At 59.6% G+C, this 23581-nt stretch carries 17 protein-coding genes; 7 read left to right on the top strand and 10 right to left on the bottom strand.

Annotated elements, in window-relative coordinates; all coding sequences use genetic code 11:
- Positions 1-459 precede the first annotated feature (459 nt).
- The 3 genes from dnaG to OXE05_13025 all read left to right on the top strand — a co-directional run bounded on the left by dnaG (position 460) and on the right by OXE05_13025 (position 4888).
- Complete coding sequence (gene dnaG / locus OXE05_13035; GenBank protein MCY4438246.1) at positions 460-2328, top strand: DNA primase; 1869 nt, start codon at positions 460-462, stop codon at positions 2326-2328.
- Positions 2329-2405: 77 nt separating this feature from the next.
- Positions 2406-3722 carry an RNA polymerase sigma factor RpoD gene (gene rpoD / locus OXE05_13030; protein MCY4438245.1) on the top strand — a complete coding sequence of 439 codons (1317 nt, stop codon included), beginning with the start codon at positions 2406-2408 and terminating at the stop codon, positions 3720-3722.
- A gap of 14 nt (positions 3723-3736) precedes the next feature.
- Positions 3737-4888 carry a Swt1 family HEPN domain-containing protein gene (locus OXE05_13025; protein MCY4438244.1) on the top strand — a complete coding sequence of 384 codons (1152 nt, stop codon included), beginning with the start codon at positions 3737-3739 and terminating at the stop codon, positions 4886-4888.
- A 215-nt stretch (positions 4889-5103) separates the two neighbouring features.
- On the opposite strand, the gene OXE05_13020 is transcribed toward OXE05_13025, so the two are convergent.
- From OXE05_13020 to modA, 3 genes are all read right to left on the bottom strand, one after another.
- Positions 5104-5820 carry a metal-dependent hydrolase gene (locus OXE05_13020; GenBank protein ID MCY4438243.1) on the bottom strand — a complete coding sequence of 239 codons (717 nt, stop codon included), beginning with the start codon at positions 5818-5820 and terminating at the stop codon, positions 5104-5106.
- A gap of 410 nt (positions 5821-6230) precedes the next feature.
- Positions 6231-7091 carry an ABC transporter permease gene (locus OXE05_13015; protein ID MCY4438242.1) on the bottom strand — a complete coding sequence of 287 codons (861 nt, stop codon included), beginning with the start codon at positions 7089-7091 and terminating at the stop codon, positions 6231-6233.
- Positions 7088-7894, bottom strand: a complete 807-nt coding sequence (modA, locus tag OXE05_13010; GenBank protein ID MCY4438241.1) for a molybdate ABC transporter substrate-binding protein — start codon at positions 7892-7894, stop codon at positions 7088-7090. Before modA ends, OXE05_13015 begins: the two co-directional genes overlap by 4 nt.
- A gap of 185 nt (positions 7895-8079) precedes the next feature.
- On the opposite strand from modA, the gene plsX reads away from it, so the two are divergent.
- Positions 8080-9087 (top strand): phosphate acyltransferase PlsX, encoded by a 1008-nt coding sequence (gene plsX, locus OXE05_13005; GenBank protein ID MCY4438240.1) that lies wholly within the window; start codon positions 8080-8082, stop codon positions 9085-9087.
- A gap of 216 nt (positions 9088-9303) precedes the next feature.
- Here the strand turns inward: plsX and OXE05_13000 are convergent, their stop codons facing one another.
- The 3 genes from OXE05_13000 to OXE05_12990 form a co-directional block, all read right to left on the bottom strand.
- Complete coding sequence (locus tag OXE05_13000) at positions 9304-9915, bottom strand: TetR/AcrR family transcriptional regulator (GenBank protein MCY4438239.1); 612 nt, start codon at positions 9913-9915, stop codon at positions 9304-9306.
- Between the two features lie 4 nt (positions 9916-9919).
- Positions 9920-11497 (bottom strand): DHA2 family efflux MFS transporter permease subunit, encoded by a 1578-nt coding sequence (locus OXE05_12995; protein ID MCY4438238.1) that lies wholly within the window; start codon positions 11495-11497, stop codon positions 9920-9922.
- A 259-nt stretch (positions 11498-11756) separates the two neighbouring features.
- Positions 11757-13529 (bottom strand): hypothetical protein, encoded by a 1773-nt coding sequence (locus tag OXE05_12990; protein MCY4438237.1) that lies wholly within the window; start codon positions 13527-13529, stop codon positions 11757-11759.
- 199 nt (positions 13530-13728) lie between these two features.
- On the opposite strand from OXE05_12990, the gene OXE05_12985 reads away from it, so the two are divergent.
- Entirely contained in the window at positions 13729-14466 is a 738-nt protein-coding gene (locus tag OXE05_12985; protein ID MCY4438236.1) for an HAD family hydrolase, read from the top strand.
- Positions 14467-14892: 426 nt separating this feature from the next.
- The gene (gene holA, locus OXE05_12980; protein MCY4438235.1) at positions 14893-15867 is read left to right on the top strand and encodes a DNA polymerase III subunit delta; all 975 of its coding nucleotides are present in this window, start codon (positions 14893-14895) and stop codon (positions 15865-15867) included.
- Between the two features lie 349 nt (positions 15868-16216).
- Here the strand turns inward: holA and rpsT are convergent, their stop codons facing one another.
- Both rpsT and OXE05_12970 read right to left on the bottom strand, forming a co-directional pair.
- Positions 16217-16492: a 30S ribosomal protein S20 gene (gene rpsT / locus OXE05_12975; GenBank protein ID MCY4438234.1), complete on the bottom strand. Its 276-nt coding sequence runs from the start codon at positions 16490-16492 to the stop codon at positions 16217-16219.
- A gap of 434 nt (positions 16493-16926) precedes the next feature.
- Entirely contained in the window at positions 16927-17226 is a 300-nt protein-coding gene (locus OXE05_12970; protein ID MCY4438233.1) for a hypothetical protein, read from the bottom strand.
- Between the two features lie 477 nt (positions 17227-17703).
- On the opposite strand from OXE05_12970, the gene OXE05_12965 reads away from it, so the two are divergent.
- Positions 17704-19017 (top strand): DUF418 domain-containing protein, encoded by a 1314-nt coding sequence (locus tag OXE05_12965; GenBank protein ID MCY4438232.1) that lies wholly within the window; start codon positions 17704-17706, stop codon positions 19015-19017.
- Positions 19018-19412: 395 nt separating this feature from the next.
- On the opposite strand, the gene OXE05_12960 is transcribed toward OXE05_12965, so the two are convergent.
- Together OXE05_12960 and OXE05_12955 are read right to left on the bottom strand one after the other, a co-directional pair.
- Complete coding sequence (locus tag OXE05_12960; protein ID MCY4438231.1) at positions 19413-22106, bottom strand: glycosyl hydrolase-related protein; 2694 nt, start codon at positions 22104-22106, stop codon at positions 19413-19415.
- A gap of 1281 nt (positions 22107-23387) precedes the next feature.
- Positions 23388-23581, bottom strand: a 194-nt coding sequence (locus tag OXE05_12955) for a glycosyl hydrolase-related protein (GenBank protein ID MCY4438230.1), incomplete at its 5' end; no start/stop codon positions are given.

Below are 23581 nucleotides of genomic sequence, written 5' to 3'. Positions count from 1 at the left end.
CAGTGTGAGCATATCATAGCCGCGGTACATTTAGATAAGCGTACGCCAACAGGAGAAACTAGTCTGAACCGTGATTCTACGCGAGGCATCAGCCACCTGGGCGCCGGACTCTGCTCCAAGCGCCATGCAAAGTGACACATCGACGAGCCATGTTGCTTAATTCAGAAAGGGCCGCAAAAAGAGACTACATTAACCTCTTGACATTCCCAATTATCTACGATGTATGGTATACTGAATGCAACATGCCTCTTGCACGTGACTGTCAGCCCAGGCGATCGGCGACACGAAAAGGGTGGTTTGGGATACGCCGGCCGGCGCGCGGAACTTGCGTATTGCTACGTTTCGCGGCGTAAGCGGACGATAGTGCAAGGGTTTTTCTCTTCTCAGGGTTGAGACGACATCGCCCTTGCCGCAATCCTGAGGCCGGAAGAGCACGAGGAGGAAAGTAACGACTAACGAATGCCGTTACCGGTTGAGGATGTAAAAGCGCAAGTCCCCTTGGTGGACGTCGTAAACGCGGCGGTCCGGCTGCAGCAGAGCGGTCGCTACCTTAAGGGACTTTGCCCTTTCCATGAAGAAAAGACGCCGTCGTTCTTCGTCTTTCCGGAGCGCGGCACGTGGCGGTGCTTTGGCTGTGGCCGTGGCGGCGACGTGATCTCCTTCGTCATGGAGCGCGAGAAAGCCTCTTTCGTGGAGGCGGTAGAATCCCTCGCCCGCGAGGCCGGCATCAAACTTTCGCGCCAGGAAGAACGCCAACGCAGCCGCAACCAGACGCTCGGCCAGATTAATCTGGAAGCGGCGCAACTTTACCATCGCTTGCTGAAGGAGTCGCCGGAAGCGGCCCGCGCGCGCGACTACCTGGCGGAGCGCGGCATAGAACAAGATACTATCGCGCAGTTTATGTTGGGGTATGCGCCCAGCCGGTACGATACCGTTCGTTCGCACCTGGTGCAGCTTGGCTTCTCGCCGGAAGACCTGACGGCAGTCGGTCTGCTTACGGAGGGCAATCGCGGGCCGTACGATCGCTTTCGTAGCAGGATCATGTTTCCCATCCGGGATGCGCGGGGTCGTTTCTGCGGGTTCGGCGCGCGCACGCTGAGCGCCGATATCCAGCCGAAATATCTCAACACGCCGCAGACGCCGCTGTTTGATAAGAGCGGGCTTCTCTACGGCTTGGACCTCGCCCAACAGACCATCCGCGAGCGGAAGCAATGCGTCATCGTGGAAGGCTACACAGATGTGATGATGGCGCACCAGCACGGCGAGACTAACGTCGTCGCGAGCATGGGCACCGCCCTAACGGAAAAGCACGTCCGGGCCGTCAAGAGCCTCACCACGAACCTCGTTCTGGCGCTCGATCCCGATGCCGCCGGTAGTGCCGCCACCATGCGAGGACTTGAGGTAGCGCGCCGGGCATTCGATCGCGTGGATACGCGCGTCACTGTTGGGGATGTCATGCGATTGGAAAGCACGCTGGAAGCGGACATTCGCATTGCGGTGCTGCCGGAAGGGAAAGACCCGGATGCGTTGCTGCGCGAGGACAGCGATGCTTGGAAGGCTTGTATTGACAGGGCAGTGCCCTTCGTGGACTTTGCGTTTCGGCGCATTGCACAGCAGCATGACCTCAGCAGCACGCAGGGCAAGCGCAGGGCCGTAGAAGCCTTAGCCCCGCTCATCGCCGACATTGGCGATCCCGTGGCACGGCAACACTACCTCAAGCGACTGGCACAGGTGCTTGACCTGGGCATTCAAAGCGAAGTCCTGATGAACTTCATGCACGCCCGGCGAACAGGGAGACGGCAGTCACCGGACCTCTCACGACAGAATGGCGAGGGCCAGGCCAACAATAACGGCATGGAGCAAGCGGGAGACAGGCTTGAGCAGTATCTCGTGGGTTTGCTTTCCGTGCATCCGCAAGCGCATGAACTTGCGGCAGAGATAATCGATGCCGAGGACTTTCACCAACCGCTCTACCGGCAAGCCTATGAACATATAAAGACAGCGCAAGGAAACGGGACGGCCCCTCTGGAAGACACGGGGGACGAAACCCTGCACGCGCTTCTCGACCAGTTGCGCCGGGAGCGGGGTGCGGAGCCGCACATCGACGAAGACTATCTGCGCCCCACCGTGGTCGCCGCTGCCCTGCGGCTCAAGCAACGGAATGTACAGGAGGAATATGAAGACTTGCAGCTCCTCTTGGCAAATGAACCTGCTGATGAGAACAGACCGCTCGGCTCGCAAGTCCGGCAGGAGATACTCCGGATCGGCGAGCAATTGCGCCAAGTCAACCGCGCGCTCAAGCAAACAAGCTTCATGCGAACGCCTTAGCCATCACGAACTGGCGAGGCACTGAGAGCAACGAGGGCCCGCACACATTGCACAGGCATGCCTGTGAAGGAGGAAATATGGCAGCGAATACGAGCAATACCGTTGTGCAAGACAAAGTCGCCGTGGAGGACAAGGTAGCAAAGGATGCAGCCAAAGCTACCACGGCACAGCCTGACGTCTCCGAAGCGACCGACCTTGAAATCACCGAGGAGGACATTCGCAAACTCGTCCACCGCGGCAAGCGGCGCGGGCATCTGACGCAGGAAGAGTTGCTGGAGGCGTTTCCGGATATTGAGGCCGACAGCGATGAAGCGGAAGAGCTCTTCACACTCTTTTCCGAACTCGGCCTGGAGGTGCTGCCGGCTAAGGAAGTAGACATCCGCGGTGACGACGAAGAAGAAGAAGCCACCCCTAGTATCCCTGAGATGGTGGCCCTGGAACGAGCAGCCCTCAAGTCGGCAAAGTCGGATGAAGAACCCGGCACGCTCGATGACCCGGTGCGGACCTATTTGCGTGAAATCGGACGCGTTCCGCTGCTTACCGCCCCGCAGGAAGTTATGCTGGCCAAGCAGATGGAAAGGAGACTCTTCGCGGAGGATAAGCTGCAAAACCGCGACGGTAGGAGTCTCGAGGAAATTCAGCGTCTGGAACGCGAAGTCGTCATCGGCATAGAGGCGCGCAAACGCTTGACCGAGGCCAACCTGCGTCTTGTAGTCAGCATGGCAAAGAAATACGTGGGCCGCGGCATGTCGCTGCTGGACCTCATCCAAGAAGGCAACATCGGTCTCATTCGCGCGGTGGAGAAATTCGACTTCCGCAAGGGCTTCAAGTTCAGCACCTATGCCACCTGGTGGATTCGGCAAGCCATCACACGCTCGATTGCCGACCAAGCGCGCACGATCCGCATTCCCGTACACATGGTGGAGACCATCAATAAGCTGGTGCGTATCTCTCGACGCCTCGTCCAAGAAAAGGGGCGTGAACCGACTTCGCAAGAGATCGGCGGCGAGATGGGCATCCCGGAGACGAAGGTGCGCGAAATCATCAAAGTCTCGCAGGAGCCCGTGAGCTTGGAGACACCAATCGGCGAGGAGGAAGACAGCCATCTAGGCGAATTCATCCCCGACGAGACGACGATGTCCCCGGCGGATGCGGCATCATACCAGATGCTGCGGGAACAGGTGGAAGCCGTGCTCAACTCGCTCTCCGATCGCGAGCGCAAGGTGCTGCGGCTGCGCTTCGGCCTGGAAGACGGCCGCACTCGCACTCTGGAAGAGGTGGGCCGTGAGTTCAGCGTGACCCGCGAACGCATCCGCCAGATCGAGGCCAAAGCCCTGCGCAAATTGCGCCACCCGGCCCGCAGCCAAAAGCTCAAGGACTACCTGGACCTGTAGTAAGGGACAGCGAAATGTCCTTAACTAATCAGGATCGGGTTGGCAAAGCGCTGGAGGCGTTGAAGGTCGGTCTATCGCCATTCGTTGAACGAGAGTTTACGGCACACTACAGAGGACAGACCTGGCAGGTGCTGCAGCAAGTACCTGATGTTAGGATTGCTGATTGGCAGCGACCCTTCTGCGGTTTGGATATAGCGGTTCTCCTTAGAATCATGTGGGAATCGTGGCATGATGTTTTTCGCCACACTCTCGGTCACGATGAACGGAGCTTGGTGAGCGAGGTGCGCGGTATCCGAAACCGCTGGGCGCATCAACAACCGTTCTCAAATGACGACACCTTTCGGGCACTTGATTCTTCCCATCGACTTCTGCTTGCGGTCTCGGCAAAGCCGCAAGCGGAGCAGGTTGGGAAACTAAGGGACGAAGCATTGAGAGTTCTTGCCGGCGAGCAGTCCCCTGCCCAAGATCATGATTCGGCTTGCGCTAACGAGCCGATGGTTGTCGTTATCGTGTGCGCTGCCAGCAAGAGAGATGATGCCGGTACCATGAGGCAGGCGAACGGCAAAACAGTTAGGTTCGTAGCCCATCCTGAGACAATGCCGGACGACGCAAAGGATGCAGATTGTGTATATGCGCTTCCAGACGATATTTCCGATACTAAGATCTCGTGGAGGCAGCGGTTATCGGAGTATAACCAGGAGTATAGGAGAACAGGCCGGAATCCATTTGGCCTTTTACCAGCATACGAGCTCTATAGCCATCCAATCTATCGTGAATTGGTGAATGCGTTCGGTCCAGAGCACGTATTTATCCTTTCCGGTGGATGGGGTTTGATTAATGCAGCCTATCTCACACCTTCATACGACATAACCTTCTCCCGACATGCTGAGAAGTGGAAGCGGCGGGATCAGCGGGACTCCTTTGGAGACGTATGCCACATTCCAAAGGGATTCAAAGGAACTATTGAGTTTCTTGGAGGCAAGGATTACACAGGGGTATTTGCTGAACTCACCCAATCTATCGAGTGTCGAAAGATCGTGAGATACAATTCAACACCGCCTCCATCCGCACCTGGCTGTGAGCTTATACCCTATCAGTCGCGGGCAAAGACAAACTGGTATTACCAGTGCGCGAGACAATTCATCAATGGCGAGATCGAGAGCTAGCTCGCCTATTCCACAAGCATTCGTGAAACCCAAGAATCAGCGATGTTTTGAACAGCATCCCGCGGGAACCTGCGAATTGCTGCTAGGATGACGTTGCTGTTTATCAGACCCTTCTATGAGGGCTTAATTTCTCCTCAATGCACGGACAGACACATATACTCTCTTTCTGTTAGAGAGCCGAAATAGTCAGTCTCCAGAGCTTGAGGCCAAATCCACTATATGCAGATCGTCTCGCCCGGCTGCAGTTCGCTGATCTTCAAGCCGCTGATGTCCCGGGCTGCCGCGCGGAACGCCTCCGGCGTGCCGGTGAGCAGCGGAAATGTGCCGTAATGGCACGGGATCACCTGCTTTATGCCGAGCATGCGGCAGGCTTCTGCCGCATCGTCGGGTCCCATCGTGAAGTGGTCGCCAATCGGCAGGATTGCCGCGTCGGGACGATAGCGGCGTCCGATCAACGCCATGTCGCCAAAGAGCGCCGTATCCCCGGCGACATAGAGCTTCAACCCACTGGAGAACGTGATGACATAGCCCACGCTCTCCCCCGCCGGTATCAGCGTGTCGCCATCCATGATGGTGCTTGTGTGTTCGGCGTGCACCATCATGACGGCAAGATCAGCCACGCGAATTGTACCGCCTTTGTTCATTCCCACAATATTGGCAACGCCCTGCTGCCCCAGCCAATGTGATATATCTGCCGTCGTGACCACAGCCTCTGGCTCAGCGCGACGCGCTATGGGCACTGCATCCCCTAAGTGATCGCCGTGACCGTGGGTGATGAGAATCACGTCCACAGTCTGCGGCTCTTTGAGATTGGCCGGACATACAGGGTTTCCGGAGAGGAACGGGTCGATGAGCACGACTTTCCCTTCCGGCGTCCTGATGCTGAACGCGGCATGCCCCAGCCAGGTTATCGCGACGTCGTTTGAAGCCATCATTCTTTCCTCTCTGCACCCACGGTGCATTCGCAGTCGCTTACTTCATGCGCTCTGCATGTCTGCCAGCTATCAACCCATCGTAGACAGCAATCACTTGAACACTTCACTCCCGATCGGTAGCGCAGGATTGCAACCTGTGGCGGCTTGCCGAGATTGAATGAATGCCGGGGCTCTTCCCCTCAATGGCGCCTGTACTTGCAGGCTCATTCTCACCCCGGCCCTTTCCCTGGAGAGGAAACTGTTGCAAAACTCTCTCCCCCTAATTGGGCGAGGTTGAGATTGGGGCAATGTACGGCTTCACGGCTAGCGATCCCAAGCTACCCCGCCCCGCCTGGATTCCGGCTTTCGCCGGAATGACGGTATTTCGCAAGGGTCTCCTGCTAAGGGAGGTGTGCTGCGCCCAGAGCTTACCACACGTCGCCAAAGCGCCGGCCGATCCAACGGAAGAGGAAGAGAGCGACGAATGTGGCGATCACCAGCAGTGTGGCCAGCACGATGGCGGTCTGCAGGTCGGATTCCAACGCTGTCATGATCGCAAGGGGCATGGTTTGGGTGCGTCCGGTGAAGTTTCCCGCGAACATGATAGTGGCGCCGAATTCACCCAACGCCCGCGCCCAACTCAACACGGCGCCACCGACAAGGGCAGGCCAGGCCAGCGGCACAGTGACGTAGCGCAACGTCTGCCAGGTTGATGCGCCCAGCGTGACAGCAATCTCCTCCAGCTCCGGGTCAACGCGAGCAAAGCCGATCTTGGCTGAGCGCACATAAAAGGGCGCCGCCACGAAGATTTGTGCCAAAACCACCGCGAGCGTCGTAAAGGCAATGTCAACGCCGAGCGGGTGAAGCCATTGTCCCACCACTCCCAAGCGGCCGAACACCAGCAGGAGAGCAACGCCCACCACCACCGGCGGCAGCGCCAACGGCACGTCTATGAATGTATCCAGGAGTCGTTTGCCAGGAAAGGAACTCCGCGCGAGCAAGTAGGCGGTTGGCGTCCCGACCAGCACGATGGTGAGGAGGGATGCCAGACTCGTCACAGCGCTCAGCCGCAGTGCGCTCGCCACAATAGGCTGCGTGAGCTGCAGGAAGAGATCTCCCGTCATGAAGGCGCGCACAGCTAAGGCGAACAGGGGCAGCGCCACGAAGATGGCGAAGAGAAGCGTAGGCACCAGAAAGAGCGTACGCAGGCCGGTGTCACTCCCTGTGGGGCGAGGGGTTTCGGATTCCCGCTTGCGCGGAAGTGAGGGCGGTAATGGCGAGCGGCTCATTGCGTCGCAACCGGTTGCAGTCCCGCCTGCCGCAAGATGTCCTGCGCCAGCGGCGACCGCGCGAACTCAATGAAACGCCGCGCGAGCGCTTTTCCATCCGATGCCGCCAGGAGCGCAATCGGATACACCGCATTGACGTTGGTGTTATCGGGGATGTCCAAGGTCACAACGTTGGCAGTCGACGCGGTGACGTCGCTCGCGTACACGAATCCCGCATCGGCTTCACCGAGCACCACTTTCGCGAGAACCTGCCGCACGTTGAGTTCCTCCGAGCGGACGTTGGCGAGTACGGCTTCCTGAAAAGCGCTACCGTAGACGGCTTCCGCGCTCAGGTTGGCAAGCACCTGGCGCGTGTATCGGCCCACAGGCACATTCTCCTGCGCCAGGACGATGCGCACACCGGGACGGGCAAGGTCGCGCAATCCGGTCACATTCGCCGGGTTCGCTCTGGTAAGCGCCACGATGAGACGGTTCTCCGCAAGTATAACGGGGTCCTCGGCCAAAAGGCCCATATCCTGCAAACGGTCCATGTGTACAGTGTCCGCGGAGGCAAAGACATCGGCTGCGGCGCCGTGTTCGATTTGGGTGCGAAGTGTCTGCGATCCGGCAAAGTTGAATGCCACCTTCACGTCGGCGTGCCCCGCCTCGAATTCCGCACCGATGGCCGTAAATGCTGCCGTGAGCGATGATGCGGCATACACGACCAATGTGGTCGTCTGCTTCGATGCGCAACCGGCCGCCAGCGCGGGCGGGGTTAGGAGCAACGCGAGGGAGAGCAAAATTTTCCACAGCGGGGATGCCAATCGCAGAGGCTCATGACGGCTCGTGTGCACACATGTTCCCACGTTCGCGACATTCTCCCAGGTCCGTGCATTGCAGCGCTCAATGCTGATTGGGCGTAGCTTAGGTCTAGGCTTTGCCTAGTAGTATAATGGTGTCATCGATTGTTGGGTAAGGATACCGCTAAGGAGAATCTCGCTTGGCAGTTGTGCTCGACGCCATGGGCGGCGATCAAGCCCCTCAGGCCATAGTCGCCGGAGCGGTACAGGCCTCGCGTTCCTCCACGCTACCAATCATCCTGGTCGGACAACACGACGTCTTGGCCGCGGAGCTGCGCAAGCACGATACTGCCGGACTGCCGCTGACCATTCACCACGCGTCGGATGTTATCAGCATGGACGACCATGCCACCGCCGTGCGCCAACGCCCGGAGTCATCCATCCGCGTCGCCTGCGAATTGGTCAAGAGTGGCGAAGGGCAAGCGCTGGTAAGCGCCGGCCACAGCGGGGCAACCATGGCGGCGTCGCTCATGGCGTTCGGGCGCATTCCCGGCATTAGCCGACCGGCGCTCATCGCCCTCATTCCCGCTCGCATCTCGCACCCAACTCTCCTCATCGACATGGGGGCGAACGCCGACTGCAAGCCGCCGCAACTCCAACAATTCGGCCTCATGGGCAGCATCTATTCCGAGCAGGTATACGGCGTTCAGGACCCAAAGGTGGGCTTGCTCTCCATCGGCGAGGAGCCCGGCAAAGGCAACGAACTCACCCTGGCAGCCCACGCGCTCCTGCAAGACGCACCGGTCAACTTCATCGGCAACGTCGAGGGACACCACATCCTCTCCGAATCGGTGGACGTGGTGGTCTGTGACGGGTATACGGGGAATGTAGCGCTAAAGACGTTGGAAGGCGCTGCTGAGTATATCAGCAGTTTGCTCAAGTCGGAATTGCGTGCGAGCCCGCGCAGAATGCTCGGCGCATTACTTGCAAAACCTGCGTTCACCGCCGTCCGCGCGCGCATGGACTACGAGGAGCATGGCGGCGCTCCGTTAGTGGGTCTGAACAACACCGTGATCATCGCCCACGGCCGCTCTAATGCGAAGGCCGTTGCCAGCACTCTGCGCCAAGCCCACCAGACCGTAACCATGGACGTAACTGGGAAAATCAACCAGCGCGTGGCGGAATTGCTCACCAGCAGCGAGACTTCACCCGCGTGAGGGCACTGTACAGGGCATGGCACGGTACGCCCGATCGTAGACGGAGCAGCCAACTATTCACTCGCGCTCACGGGAAGTTGTGCCTCAGTCAATTGGCGTAGCGCCGCACACTTCACGGTGAAGTAGATTGGTGTCGACCGCAAGCTAAGCGACTCAGCAATCGCCTATCCAAGAGGCAGGGCCACACGTAAGCGCACACACTAGTTGGATTACGCCCTATGGATTGCGGGCGATACTCCGCCAGATGATGTCAACGGTCTCCTCGATCAGCTTCCTGGACTCCGGCACTCCCATCACGTGCCGCGCCAGTATCGACCCCACCATCGCATGGATAGCGATGTCCAAGTCGGCATCCGCGCGAATCTCGCCGCGTTGGACGCCTCGTTGCAGAATCTTCATTCCTTCGTTTCTGCGGGGCTGCAACACTCGATCGCGAAACAACTCGAAAAGCTCAGGGTTCCGCCGTTCCTCGACGAGCAGCGCGCCGAGCATGGCAAATGCCGGGCCGCGCGCGAACGCGGCTTGCGCCTGTACCAACATCTGAACCAAGTCATTGCGCGCGCTGCCCGTGTCCGGCGGCGGTCCCAATGAGTCTCGCAGGGAGGCTAAGGCGGCAGCGGCCAATTCCGCTTTGGTGGCGTAGCGCCGGTAGATGGCCGTCTTGCCGACCCCCGCTTCCGCCGCCACGCGCTCGATGGACGTGCCGGCATAGCCCCGGTCCGTCAGCACGTGCAGCGTGGCTTGCAGAATGGCCCGGTCGACCTCCGGGTCACGCGGCCGACCGGACCTGGTGTCCCGCTGCGCCGGTTTTCCGTCTGATGCTGTCATCTTACTATCTCGGTTGTGCGGCTTCTTGCACGCTTGCCGGGACCTCTTCGGCGGAAGCCGCGCTTTTCTCCTGCGGCAGATGCCGTGCCGGCATGAAGCGGAAGATGAAAATCGCGCCAATCAGCGCCGCACACGCCGAAATCAACACTGCCAAGCTTAGCGCATCGGTGAAGGCTACCTCTGCTGCTCTTGTCAATGCGCCGGCAATGTTAGCGGGTAGCCTGGCGGCAATCCGGGAGGCCATGCCGACTGAGTCGCTGGCGGCGGCCGCGGCCTCCGGGGGCAAGCCAGCAACGGCGTCTTCCATGCTGCGGCCATACACCGTGTTTATGGCCGATCCGATAGTGGCCACACCGAGGGCACCCGCAACCTGGCGCGTGACGTCATTCATGGCTGAGGCCACTCCAGCGTTGGCCTCGGGAATAGCTCCCATCACGGCATCGGTGGCTGGCGCCATGGTATTGCCCATGCCAATCGCGAGAACGAACAGTGTCGTGCCGACAATCCAATACTCCGTGTCCGGCCCCCAAAACGCCAGCGTGGCCAACACCGCGGCCACCAGCAGGAGACCCAACGTCACGACCTTGTCGGTACCCAGTATTGCCACCAGTCGATGGCTGTTTCCGGCCCCCACTACAATGCCCAGGGCCATGGGCACCAATCTCACACCGGCCTCCAGCGGCGTATAGCCTTGCACGAACTGCAGGTATTGCGTCAGCCCAAACACCATGCCGAACATCGCAAAGAAAGCGATCGCGATCGCCCCCGCTCCCGCTGAAAAGCGCGGGTTACGGAAGAACGCGAGGTTCAACATGGGGTGGTCCACCCTGAACTCCCACATGACGAACGCAACTGCCAGAATGCCACCGCCCGCAAAACAGCCCAAGACGAGGGTGTCGGTCCAACCGCGCGCGGGGGCTTCGATGATGGCAAACACGAGTGCGGTCACTGCGGCTATGGAAAGTATGGCGCCGAGAATATCCACCGGCACGGGCTGCGGGTCACGGCTTTCCGGGATTACGAAGAGTCCGCCCAAGAGGGCGAGCACGGCTATGGGAATGTTGATCAAGAAGATGGAACCCCACCAGAACTGCTCCAAAAGGATGCCGCCGGTGAGCGGTCCGAGACCGATGCCCAGTCCGGCAATGCCCGCCCAGATGCTGATCGCCCGCCCGCGTTCATCTCTGGGGAAGACGTCGATGAGAATCGAAAGCGTCGACGGCATGATGAGAGCGCCACCAATACCCATTACGGCGCGCGCGGCAATGAGCTGTTCCACGGTCTCCGCGTAGGCCGCAAAGAGACTGGAAGCGCCAAATACGACGAGGCCCACCTGGAGCGCACGCTTACGGCCGAAGCGGTCACCGAGCGATCCCATCGTAAGCAAGAGACCGGCGAAAACGAGAATGTACGCGTCAACCATCCATTGCAGGGACGTTGCCGATGCATCGAATTCTCGCTGCAAAGTGGGCAGGGCAACATTGAGAATCGTGTTGTCCAAGCCAATGATGAGCAAGCTCATGGAGAGCAAGCCGAGGATCCACCACCGCCGCTGATATGTGGCTGACTGTGGTCCCCTCATAGCACACGCTCCTTTTATATTACGGTACCGTCTCGTATCTCTACACTAGCGCACGCTACCTGGCGTGTCAAGAACGTCTGGGGGGAACACGCGACTGGCCGGCCGAAGGGTAGTCATATCGACCGCCGGACCGGGCGGGGCATTGAAATCGTAGCGCCAGCGCCTCGCCCAAGAATAGGGAAAGTATCCGCGCTGTCCCCGCACAAGACCAAACTCAGACCAGGGCGAGGACAACCAACCGCGCCAGGTGGCTACACCTTCACACCCATGGGAATTGCAGTGTGGGCTGGTTGGCGTAGCGCTGCATGGTGAGCGTGATGCGCTCGCCGGCGCCGGGCGCGAGGCGCACGACGAGGTGCGGTCCGTTGACTTCCGTCGTGATACCTCCCGCCGTGGCGCTGATGAACTGGTGCTCGGCGTACGCGCCGCCTTGCACGATGAGCGTGCGCTCTTCGACCGGATGGAGATTCACCAGTTCCACACCGACCTCAGAGGCGGTCAGGTGGTCCACCAGCGCCGCGACGTCTTCCGGCAGTCCGGCGCGGCGGCGGGCGGGATCGAAGTAGCGCAGGCGGCAATAGAGCGGGCCGCCTTCCCTGCCCGTGGGGAAGCCGCCGAGCGTGAGCCGGGTGAGCGCATCGGTAGTTGCCGGGTTTATGTGGTTCATGTCGTCGGAGAGCCGCGTATCCGGGGTGGTGGTATCCCGCCTCATCTTTTCGATGCGCTCGCGCACTGTCGCATAGTCGCGCTGGAGCGCTTCCACCGGATAGCCGGGGTTCTTGCCCGCCAGGTAGTCGTGCCAGGGATCGTCCGGCGCCCGCTCTAGGTCCTGCGGGTCCATGGACAAGTAGTACAACTCGCGCGCGCCAGCCGCGAACGGCGTCGGCTTGAAATCATACCAGCCTTCTTCTCCGTAGGTATCGCCGTACATGTGCGGATATGTGGGTGTGCCGTCCTCCAGCTTTGCATTGGCGTTTACGGCATCGAGCATATTGCGCCAGACGGACAAGTAGCTTTGGTCGCCGGTCATGAGCAGCGCGTTGCCGAAGCCGTAGACGGCGCGTTGCTGCCATGCCGGCCGGTGCGCGAGTTTGCCGGTGTTGTGGTCGATGACAGAGAATCCCCAGCCGTAGACGCCGCCGTACCACTTGCCGTCGCAGGCGCCGCCGAGGGTGCCGTCCAGCCCGATATTCGTCGGGACGATGCCGTTGTTCGCCTTCGTATGCGCCACCCAGCCGTCTACATAACGCACGATCCAGTCGCGATACTTGGCTTCGCCGGTGAGGGCGTAGGCGGTGAGAGCTACCGTGGTGACGGAGAGATTCAAGGGGTGGTCGCCGGCCACGTCGTTGTAGTCACGGAAGTGATCGAGCATCTGGGCGAAGCTGTTCTCGCCATGCTTGGCGTCAAAGCGCCCCGCCACTTCGATGGGATCGCCGGCCCAGTCGAGCGCGGTTGACTTGCGCAGCATCGGCCCCCGGCTGCCGTTGAACATGCTGCGAATAACGTTGTGCTCCGGGTCGTAATTCGGGGCCTGCGGGTCCTCATCCATATAGAATCCGGCGTAGCGGCGGATGCGCTGCTCATAGGTGCTGTCGGTGGGATCACTAAGCGGTTCCAGGATGAAGGGCGATATCCACTCGCCGTGGTGCATCCAATCGAACATCACGGAAAACTCTTTGTAATACATGCCCTCACGAGCCATAGGCACGTACTCGGTCTTGGCCTCGGTATACTGGCGCAGGTGGCCGTCCCAACCTTGCTTGTACATGGTCAAAACGTCGTCTGACGCACCCAGCGCATGGAGCATGGGCCAGTTGAGCAGATTCTCACCGGCGTCATCGGGGCCGTCGTTGCCGCCCCAACGCGGAATGCAGACCAGGTAGCCCCGGTCGTCAAAATACTTCGCATAGAACGCCGCGCACGCCGCCTCCTGCGCCCGCAACAACTCCCGCTCCAACAACGCCCAATGCGGCGGGTCCAGCGGTGTGCTCAGGTATACTAAAGCAGAGCGACCATCTGTACTGCTCACTGAAACTCCTCCGTGAATAGACCTAAATGTCGTAGTGTAAACTCTTCCTTACGTGCTGCTGAGGATAAGTCTGTCACCATTGAACCGATTTGGCAATGACAATCAGCTTAGGCACGAAGCAGAGCGCATACGGCCCCACGTTGTGGCTGTCACTGAGACGCTGGTTCGCGGCACATAAACTACACACCAAGGAAACACGATGATACGCGGCGTAGTATTTGACCTGGACGGCACGTTGCTCGATCATGACGGCGCCGAACTGGCGGCGCTGTCCAAACTCTATCCCACGCTTCTCGACGCAGACGATGAACCGCGGCGGTGGCTTTCCTTCCCGGAGTTTGCCGCTGCCTGGCATGATGCGGCGGAGCGTGGCTGGCAGCGCTATGTGGCAGGTGAGTTGAGCTTTGCCGAGCAGCGCACCTGGCGGGTGCAGCAGGTAATAGCACTACAAGATGGAGCCGGAGCCAGTGGGCGACCGCTGACGGAGCAAGAGGTGAGCGACATCTTCGATCGCTACCTTGTCATGTACGAAAAGAGTTGGTCGCTCTATCCTGACGTCTTACCCTGTCTGGAGGCGCTCGCAGCATACCCTCTGGGTATGATTACCAACGGAGACGGCAAGCAACAGCGGCAGAAGCTTGGCCAACTGGACATCGCTGAACGCTTTCGTTCCGTGCTCGTTTCCGGCGATGTCGGCGTCGCGAAACCGCAGCGGGAGATTTTCGAGCGCAGTGCTGAAGAATTAGGATTCCATCCCAGCGAACTGCTTTTCATCGGTGACAATCCAGAGAACGACGTGCGCGGAGCCATGCAGGCCGGCTGGCATGCTATCTGGCTGAACCGCACGGGCTCGGAGCAGGAAGTCGCGGCACGCATGGTCGATGATCTTTCTGACATTCCGCACTTGATTGCCGGCGGCTTTCCACGCTTGCCGTGATCCTTTCCTCAAGCCACTCGACCATTGGAGACCTTTGCGTAAGTCTAGAGCAAGCGAGGCAGTCCCCTCTCCCTCTGGGAGAGGGCTAGGGTGAGGGTGAATCTCCTGAAATCTCTCCAAATACACACCGATTCTGCCCTGATATGTCTTGACACTGCCCGGCGCAAAGGGCCATTGTAGCAAAAAGGCCCCCTCACCCCAACCCTCTCCCCCAGGAGAGGGAGTGCCTCTGCCTGAAGGTGGGGTTATGCAAAAGTCTCCATTGGAAGTGAACCGCTCGATCTGGCATGCTGAGGAGCACAGCGACGTAAGAATTTAGACGGCAGAATTCAGGTTCCTCGCTACGCCCGGAATGGCATGGAGTGTCGGCCCGTCTGTTAACGCCCGTATGTTCGTGGATACGCTTTCACTGAGGCAAAGGCAACCATGATCCGCTGTTTCATCGGCCATAGCAAGGGCACCGTCGAGGTAGAAGTCGCCAAACTCACGGCTGACGGAGAGGCCATTGCCGACCTAAACCGCGTCGTGCTGGATGGCGACGCAATCGACATCGAGACGTTGCAGGTGCATTGCGACACCTTGCCGTTTCTGGGCGGCGCGAAGCTTGTCATCGTCCGTGGTTTGCTGAGCCGCTGCCTCAAGGAGAAGCCGCTGCGGGAAGGACTGCTGGCGTATCTGCCCGGTTTGCCCGAGCACTGCACGCTGGTACTGTCGGATGACGCGCTGCCGCGCGGCAGGGAGACTACCGCGCTCACGAAGGCATTGCGCGGGTTGCCTGGCGCCACCGTGGATACCGCCGACCAGCGCAAAGGCAGGCCGCAGGTCTCCTGGATCGAGGAGAACGCCCCTCGCTTTGGCTGCGGCATTACCCACCGGGCAGCGGAGCACCTGGCAGCGGTATTGCCCGACCGCGACACCATTGAACAAGAGCTCACCAAACTGGCGATTTACCGCAACCGCACGGGCACCATCAGCGAAGAGGACGTGCACCTGCTGGTGCCGCAATCGCGGGAATCGAATATCTTCGCCTTTGTCGACGCGGTCGCGGACGGCAGACGACGGCAGGCACTGGCGTTTCTGCACGACCTACCCAATCAGGAACCCGGCTACGTGCTCGTGATGATTGCCCGCCAGTTTCGCCTCGTCTTGAAAGCGAAACATGCCATGCGCAGTGTGCAGTCTCCCCATGAGGTGGCCCGCGCCGTCGGCCTCACCCGCGCGCCCCCGCGAGCGGTAAACCGCGTTATCACTCAGGCGCGCCGCTTCAACGTGGACCAACTGGCAGCGATTCACGCCCACATTGCGCGCACCGACTTTGCCATCAAGCGGAGCAAGATGGACCCCGCCACCGCGCTGGACCTGCTCGTCATTGGGTTGTGTTCAATCGCCAGCCAGCGCTGAGGAACATGCCGACAAGGGTGTTCGCGGTTGATGCGTTTTCACCTTTTGCCGCTCACGGCGAATGATGCAGAGTTCACCCTACTACGCGACGAGGAATCGGACTCATCAAGCCGGTGGGATGCCTGCCTCGGACGTGCAACGGGGCAAGCGTCCGCGTGAGATGAACCTCTGGTCTCCCGCTCCCACCAGAGAGAATGCCAACGGGCCGGTCGATACAACTATCACCGTGATACGGCCAAATGCACACGTATCTCCAAAAGATGCGTCAATAGAATTACCCCCACTCACTCGCCGTGAGAGGGGGTAATTTACTTATTGTTCAGTCTATCTCAACAGGGGTGTGCCGACTTTAGGCAGCTCCGCTGAACGCCTGGTTGAACCGGCGTGTGAGTTGAGACTTGTGTCTGGCAGCGTTGTTGGTGTGAATGACGCCTTTGCGGGCGGCGCGATCATAGCGGGCACACGCGAGCGCTACAGCCTCCTGCGCCGTTTCTTGATCACCATCCGCGATTGCGTCTGTTGCTTTGCGGCTAAAGGTCTTCAAACTGCTGCGCACTGCACGGTTACGGACGCGCCCTCGTTCCTGACGGCGGACGCGCTTCACATCTGCACGTTTCTTGGGCAATGTCTTGCGTCTCCTCGGCTCTCTTCACCATTTCGTGACGACATAGTACGTCATTTCGCCCATTATACCAACTTCTGTTGCGCGATGCCCATTGCGGGTGAGAAGATCAGCAGGAATCTCCATACCTCGTGGGAGAGACTGGGCGCGACCGCCTGGCTGAGAGTGCAAACGTCCTTGAGCGTTCCTGCATCACAATGGGACCCAAGTGAGAGCTGCTCGCCCCTTCCCCGTTCGTGCTGAGCCTGTCGAAGCATGGATGGGATAGACTTCAATCTCGCCAGTAGATTTCCCAGTCCGTTCACCCTTCGACAAGCTCAGGGCGAACGGCATGGACGCACTGCACCAAGCACGGACGCTTTGCGCCATGTAAGAGATTGCGCTCAACCGTTGGCCTACAGCACCCGTGATTTGCAGAACCGTTACCTGCGACTGGCTCATTCGGCTTCCTGCGCAGACTCCTGTTTGTATAGTTGCGTAGCGGTGTCGCGGCAGGTCGCCGTACGCAAGACAGCATCGCGCGAAACATTCGTCAGGCTTGCCCATCGACCCCAATTGGGTTGGCCCTTGCTCGCGTTCCCCTGCTCGCGCGCCAGCTTATGGAGCACGGCCGTGGCGCGATTGGCGATATTCGAGAGCATCATTGCCGCTGCTGCCGGCGGCAATTCTGCGGCAATGCCCTTGAGCAGCGCATCTGCTTCTTTCGGCACGGCGCGCGGCTTAACGTCTATGTCCATCTCAATCTACTCCTTGCTCATTCCTGGGCGAATTTCACATTTGCTTCACAATTCAAGGTTACTATGGTGCTGCCGCTGCTCGGATGGCGGCTGGAGGCACGGTCGTTGTACGCCGCTCTCACTTGGTCTCTTTGATTGATGGAGCGGGGCCTACCTCTTACCGGCACTAGTTGCGGCTAACTTGACTAATACGAGCACAGCACCCAAAGCGGAGAGTATCGCGCACATCAACCAGGCGGGCAGCGGCCGCGTACTTCCACTGAATCATACCAAATTCTGCCGGAATCCCCGTTGGCATGCTGTTGCACAGGCTGAAGGGCGTACGTCTTACGCCGAAACGAGACTCTCTAGTCTGATGTGCCCTGCAGGGATGATTGCGGACACGTTCAGCTACTGGTGGAGCGTGCAGCCAGCCTCTCGCGATATGCTAGACTCAGCCTAAGCGCGTGATTTTGTATGGACGGTGGTGGACCAACTGTGAATGACCCGTCAGACGAACGAGTAGGGCCGGTAGCCCTTTCAAATCGCATTCACGTCATAGACATCCTGCGGGGCTTCGCCCTCTTTGGCATATTGCTTGTGAATATGCACCTCTTTAGTCACCCGGTGCAGGAGTTGCTTATTGGCTATGACGAGGTCGGACCGCTATTCGATCGTGTCGCCGCCTTGGGCATTCAGATCTTCGCTGAATCAAAATTCTACCCGATATTTTCATTCCTCTTCGGTCTGGGATTCGCCCTTCAGATGCAGCGTGCTGAAGAACGCGGCACTACGTTTGTTCCGCTCTATCTGCGCCGCTTGTTCATACTCTTGCTGATAGGCCTGGCCCATGCGATATTCGTTTGGGTGGGGGACATTCTGGTGCTCTATGCCGTGCTGGGAGCAATCCTTCTGCTCTTCTTCCGCAAGCGCTCGCCACGGTTCCTGCTCATGTGGGCGGGGGTCTTTCTGGCATTATCTGTATTGCTGCCTGCCGGGCTCAGCGGGCTGGCAATGCTCGCCAAACTCACGCCTGCCGGCGCAGCCGAGGTTAGCGCGAGCTTTGCCGCTTCGGACGCGGGGCTGCGCGCCGATGCAGCGCAGGCCGATGTCATCTACGCTACCGGATCCTTTGCCGAGATTACCGCACAACGCCTGAGCGATCTGCGCTTGATGTACAGTGTCGCCGTTTTCTTGGCTTTCAACGCTTTTGCCATGTTCCTGCTCGGTCTCTACGCCGGACGCCGCGGCATATTCCGCAACATCTCGGGACACGCGTCGCTGTTGAAGAAGCTATTCTGGTGGGGTCTCATACTAGGGGTGAGTAGTAATCTCGCCCACGCAATGGCGAGTCACGGTCCGGAGTTTGCACTGCCTACCTGGATGGATGTGCTTGCCGACTCTGCGGGCACGCTCGGCGGGCCGGTGCTCGCGCTCGGCTACATTGCCGGAATCACTCTCTTGCTACAACGCGATGCCTGGCGGAACCGGCTGGGGCCGCTGGCAGCGGTAGGCCGCATGGCATTGACCAACTACCTGCTGCAGTCGCTCACCGCGACCATGCTCTTCTATGGCTACGGCTTCGGTCTCTTCGGCCAAGTGGGGCCGGGACTTGGCCTTCTCATCACTGTAGCCATCTTCGGTGCACAGATTCCGCTCAGCGTATGGTGGCTGCGGCACTTCCAATACGGGCCGGCGGAGTGGCTGTGGCGCACGCTCACCTATCTTCGATGGCAGCCCTTCCTTGTGCCTCAATCGCCAGACAAGAAAGTGCGAAAGCAGGATACTTTTACTGCGGAGACAATTCGCTAGGAGCCCTTGTAGCTCCTCAAGTGAGAGATTTACAGAGTCCCCTAAGGAGACCTTTGCATCACCCCACTTTCACGCAGGGGCACTCCCTCTCCTGGGGGAGAGGGTTGGGGTGAGGGGGTTTCTTAGCTACAATGGCCCTTATGCTGAACAGTGTCAAGACATATCAGGGCAGAATCGGTGTGCATTTGGAGAGATTTCAGGAGATCCACCCTCACCCCCGTATCACGTACGGGGCAGGCTCTAGCCCTCTGCCGTCGAGGAAGAGGGAACGCTCTCGCTTCCGCTTAGGTTTCGCATAGGTCTCCCTATGGGAATGGACACACGTCCCGGTAGCAAGATGATGTACGGCGGCCTGGAAATCACCAAGCCGCCGCAAATGCAACAGTCCCGAGGTGCTAGCCGGCAAACTCAATTGCGATGGTCTCAATCGCATAGCCGCCCAAAGGCACGGTGACCGTGCTGCCGGAGACCGCGAGCTCCGTCTCCAGGTCTCCCATGAGGTCGGTCACCCACGCCGCTTCCACCGCGCGCGGGAGCTCCAGCGTTACGGTCGTATCCTCGCCGTGGGCCTCGAAGAGGCGCAGCATCCAGTTGCCGGGGCGGTCCGGGTGCTCCTGGATGGTGGTGATCACCACGTTCGGCGCGTCGGTACGCACGAAGCTCTCGGAGTCGCTGAGGAACGTATTGCCCGCAAACGGCTGCATCGGCGCCGCGGTCGCCAGCTTGGCGGTCTGCAAGGGGTTCCAGTGCTGCCAGCCGACGCGCTCACCGTTGGCGCTCCGCCAGTCGCCGTCGTGCGGCGCCAGCGTCGCGTGGTAGGTGTGCACGCCGAGATTCGGATATTCGAAGAACGGTGTGCCGCAGGAATAGGTCGTGCGCAGGGGCGTGGGGTAGATGGCAGTGCCGTGGATTGCGTGCATGCAGTTGCTCGTGCCCAGTGTGACGCCATAGTCCCCGTTTGAGACATCCAGCCACTTCTGCACCCAGCGGGCGCCGTCCCCGCGGTACGTGTTCGGCATCTCATCTCGACCGAACACCACGTTGCCAAAGGGTACTTCGTACGTGACTTCACCGTTTGGCACATTATAGGGCAGCGCAATGCGCACCTGCGTGTTCTTCGTGCCGTTCCAGTCAATGGAGGTCGTCAGGTCCACGCGCGGTTCCTCGTTATGCAGGCGGATTTCCTGCACAATCGGCGCGCCGAGCACGTGGCTGCGTAGACAGACCGTGGTCCAGATTGGCCCGCGCTCGCCCGATTGCACCTGGGTAGGACCGTCGCTGGCGCGCCATTCCCGGCCGGTAAAGTTCGTGCTTGCCAGCCACTCTTCGCCGCCGGCCTGTACCGCCAGAGCCTCATCGGACGTCTGGAACTTCATGGCCTGCTCGTCCAGCGAGTCTTCCAAGTCGAAGCGCAGGTCTTCCAGCACCACTACCTCGTTGAAGTAGTGTTCGGCCTCGGCGGCGAGCTCGACACTGCAACCGTCCGCCCGCTTCCACTGCAAACTCTTCACCACCCCGCCGGTAACGTCCAGTCGAAAGTGGTCGTTTTCCACCACGTGCTCGGCTTTCCCACGCCGGGTGGCTTGATCGCCGGTGCCAAACTGCGGCTCCAGGTAGAACGCCTTGAAGCCAAGCGAGGGCACATCCTGCGCCAGGAACGCAAAGTCCACCCGCGAGCGGCGAACATTCGCGGCATCAGCGCGGTCCTGGCTGGCATTCTGGGTCTTGATGACCTGGCACGGCATCTCGTTGCCCTGCCCGTCGGTGATACGAATTCCGGTGACGTTGTCGCCTGGAAACTCCATGTAGTCTTCCACCACGTCCGAGCGGTCCCAGTTGAGCGCGTTGCTCACAAGCAGCGTGCACGCCGCGCCGCTGGGCGGCGTGTAATTGACGTGCGTGGCAAACTGGTTGTTCGCCTCCCGCGCGATCTCCTGGCCGATCATGCGGGCATGCACGGCGGTCTTGTAGCGCACGTCGTTGTTGAGCTCTCCGTGTCTGCCCCCAAGGTTATGGTCGTGGCAGTTATACAGATCTTCCCAGGCGGGATCGAGTTCGGCCCGCGGATACGCGCCCAAGCCCAGCAAGCCGCGGATGGCGGAGAGGTTCTCAGCGGAAGCCAGCGCGTTTTCCGCGTGGCGCGCTTCCAGGTAGACTCGCGGCGCTACCGCGGGCAGCGCATAGAAGGCATACGGAGACTGGCCGCCGTAGACCGGCAGATCGTCCAGCTTGCCGGTGCGCTCGGCGGCTTCGAAGAAGTCTGTAATGGTGGCAAAGGTGAAGTTCAGCTTGCCCTCGTCGTTCAACTGCTTGGCCCTGGCCAGCAGGTTTTCAGGTATCGGCGGCCGCAGGTCGGATTGCCCCATCATGAGCAGCACGGGCAGCGGCCAAATGCGCATCGCCTCCGAAATCGACTGCACTTCAAGGTCTTCGCCCTCATAGTGGCGCAACCAGGGCATGTCGGGATTGGTAAGCATGAAGGCCCAGCCATAGGTGTTCATGTGGTTGGCCGCCAGCACCCGCGAGCCGTCCGGCGCCTGCCACCAGTAAACGGGGGAGTACGGGCGGAATCTCGAGCAAGAGAAGTATTTCACTCCGGCTTTGGCGAGCAATTGGGGTGTCTGCGGCGTGTGGCCGGGCAGGTCCGAGTGCTGGGCGGTGGGCAGGTCAACTTCCAGCACGTCGCGGGCGAAGCGCTTGGCGTGCACGATCTCCCGCACCATGATCTCGCCATCAAGGATGTCCTCCATGTAGCCCACCATGGCCGCGGTGGTCTCGAGCTTACCCTCTCTGACGAGTTGCTTCACCGTGGGCAGGTACTCCGGGAAGCGCGCCAGGAAGTGACGCAGAAACGCGGCGTATTCGACGGTGAAGCGGTAGTCCGGCACCGGCCCGGCGATGGCGTCAATGGACCCCTTGATCAGCTCGTCGGCGTAGGCGAGGCACTCGGAGATGCCCGCGCACCAGCCAAAGTCCAGGTGCGCGCCCGGCACGATGAAGATCTCCTCCGGCAAGGTAATCTCATCCAGGGGAACAACCGTTGCCTTGCGGACACTGTTGACCTCCGACGGCCATGTCTTGCTTGCCATGAGACCTTCTATCTCCTTCTGTGCTGGTACAAGTTCGCATTCGCTAGCCACTTTAGATCCGACGATCCTTGCGTCATTCCGGCGAAAAGCCTGCCCCGTATCGAGAACGGGGCCGGAATCCAGAGGCGGTCTTGTGATCCAACCGCGCCGCCGGTTGACGGCTGCCTACAGAATACACCCAATTGGCGCGGCGGAGTGCAAGTCCTTAGCACACTGCTTGTCATGATCGTTGCTTGCCACGATCTTATTCCGTGGCAATGGATCCGGCCTCTGCGTGCAGATCGGTCCGGCACTGACAGTCCGCTTTTGCCTGATCATCTTCACGGCTCAGATTTCGCTGAGCGTAGGGTGGAAGGATACGCTCCTGTTCGGCACGGTGGCATGACTTTAGCGGACGTTGACGTGGGGACGGTTGGCCGGTGAGTGACGTGAAGAACCGCTCACCCTTCGACAAGCTCAGGGCGAACGGTTCTTCTTTCTTGCTAGTAATTCTACTTTCTTGCTAGTAGTTCTTCTCTCTCGCTATTAATTATCCTTGCAGCAGGTAGCTTTTGCTGAGTGCACTCAAGCAATTTGACTAGGTAGTGTTGACATTTCATGTCATTCCTGTAAGTGTTGAGTAATTCGTTGACAGAATTTGCTTTCCCGTAGAAAGCGCTACAAGGCCTTGTCATTCCGAGCGTAGCGAGGAATCTAGGGTCCCTGCTCAACACACTTTCACGGCCTCAGCACTCTAGATTCCTCACTCCGCTACGCTCCATTCGGAATGACATGTATGTAGGCAAGCAGAGAGTTCTGCTCCCATGTTTCTTCTACCAAATCTGTCAACGAATTACCTGACATTTACAATTCCGAGCGAAAGCGTCGAACAGGGTTCGCGGAATCTCAAGCGTTCGTGCGGGGATTACTGTTGCTTTGATCCGCGGAGTGACAGAAAAAGCAATTGACAAAGACAATACTTGCGCGCAATGTAACTCGCTGCCCCTCGTAAAAGGACAATCGGGTGCAGCGTGAAGATGGATTCCGCGCCCCCGCACGGGGGCGAACTTACGCGGGAATGACGACGAAATCTAAACACAACCTAGGCAGCGTAGCACTCCTGTGTTCAGTTCAAGTCTTGAGTTTAGGCTGCCAGTGGTCCAACAACATTGTAATGATGAGTAGGTGTATGCGACAGCGCGAGGAGACGGCGCAGGTTACGCGAACGGGACGTACGCGCACGTCACGTGCGAACCTACGCTACTCATCGATTCAAGAATGTCGACCCACTAGACGCGTTCGTTAGCCCCCAAAAGCAACTGCTATCGTCTCAATCGCATAGCCGCCCAAAGGCACGGTGACTGTGCTGCCGGAGACCGCGAGCTCCGTCTCCAGGTCTCCCATGAGGTCGGTCACCCACGCCGCTTCCACCGCGCGCGGGAGCTCCAGCGTTACGGTCGTATCCTCGCCGTGGGCCTCGAAGAGGCGCAGCATCC

It is taken from the genome of Chloroflexota bacterium (assembly GCA_026710945.1).
Classification (GTDB): Bacteria; Chloroflexota; UBA11872; order VXOZ01; family VXOZ01; genus VXOZ01.
Note: the sequence above shows the minus strand (reverse complement) of the source record. Positions and strands in the feature narration are given on the sequence as shown.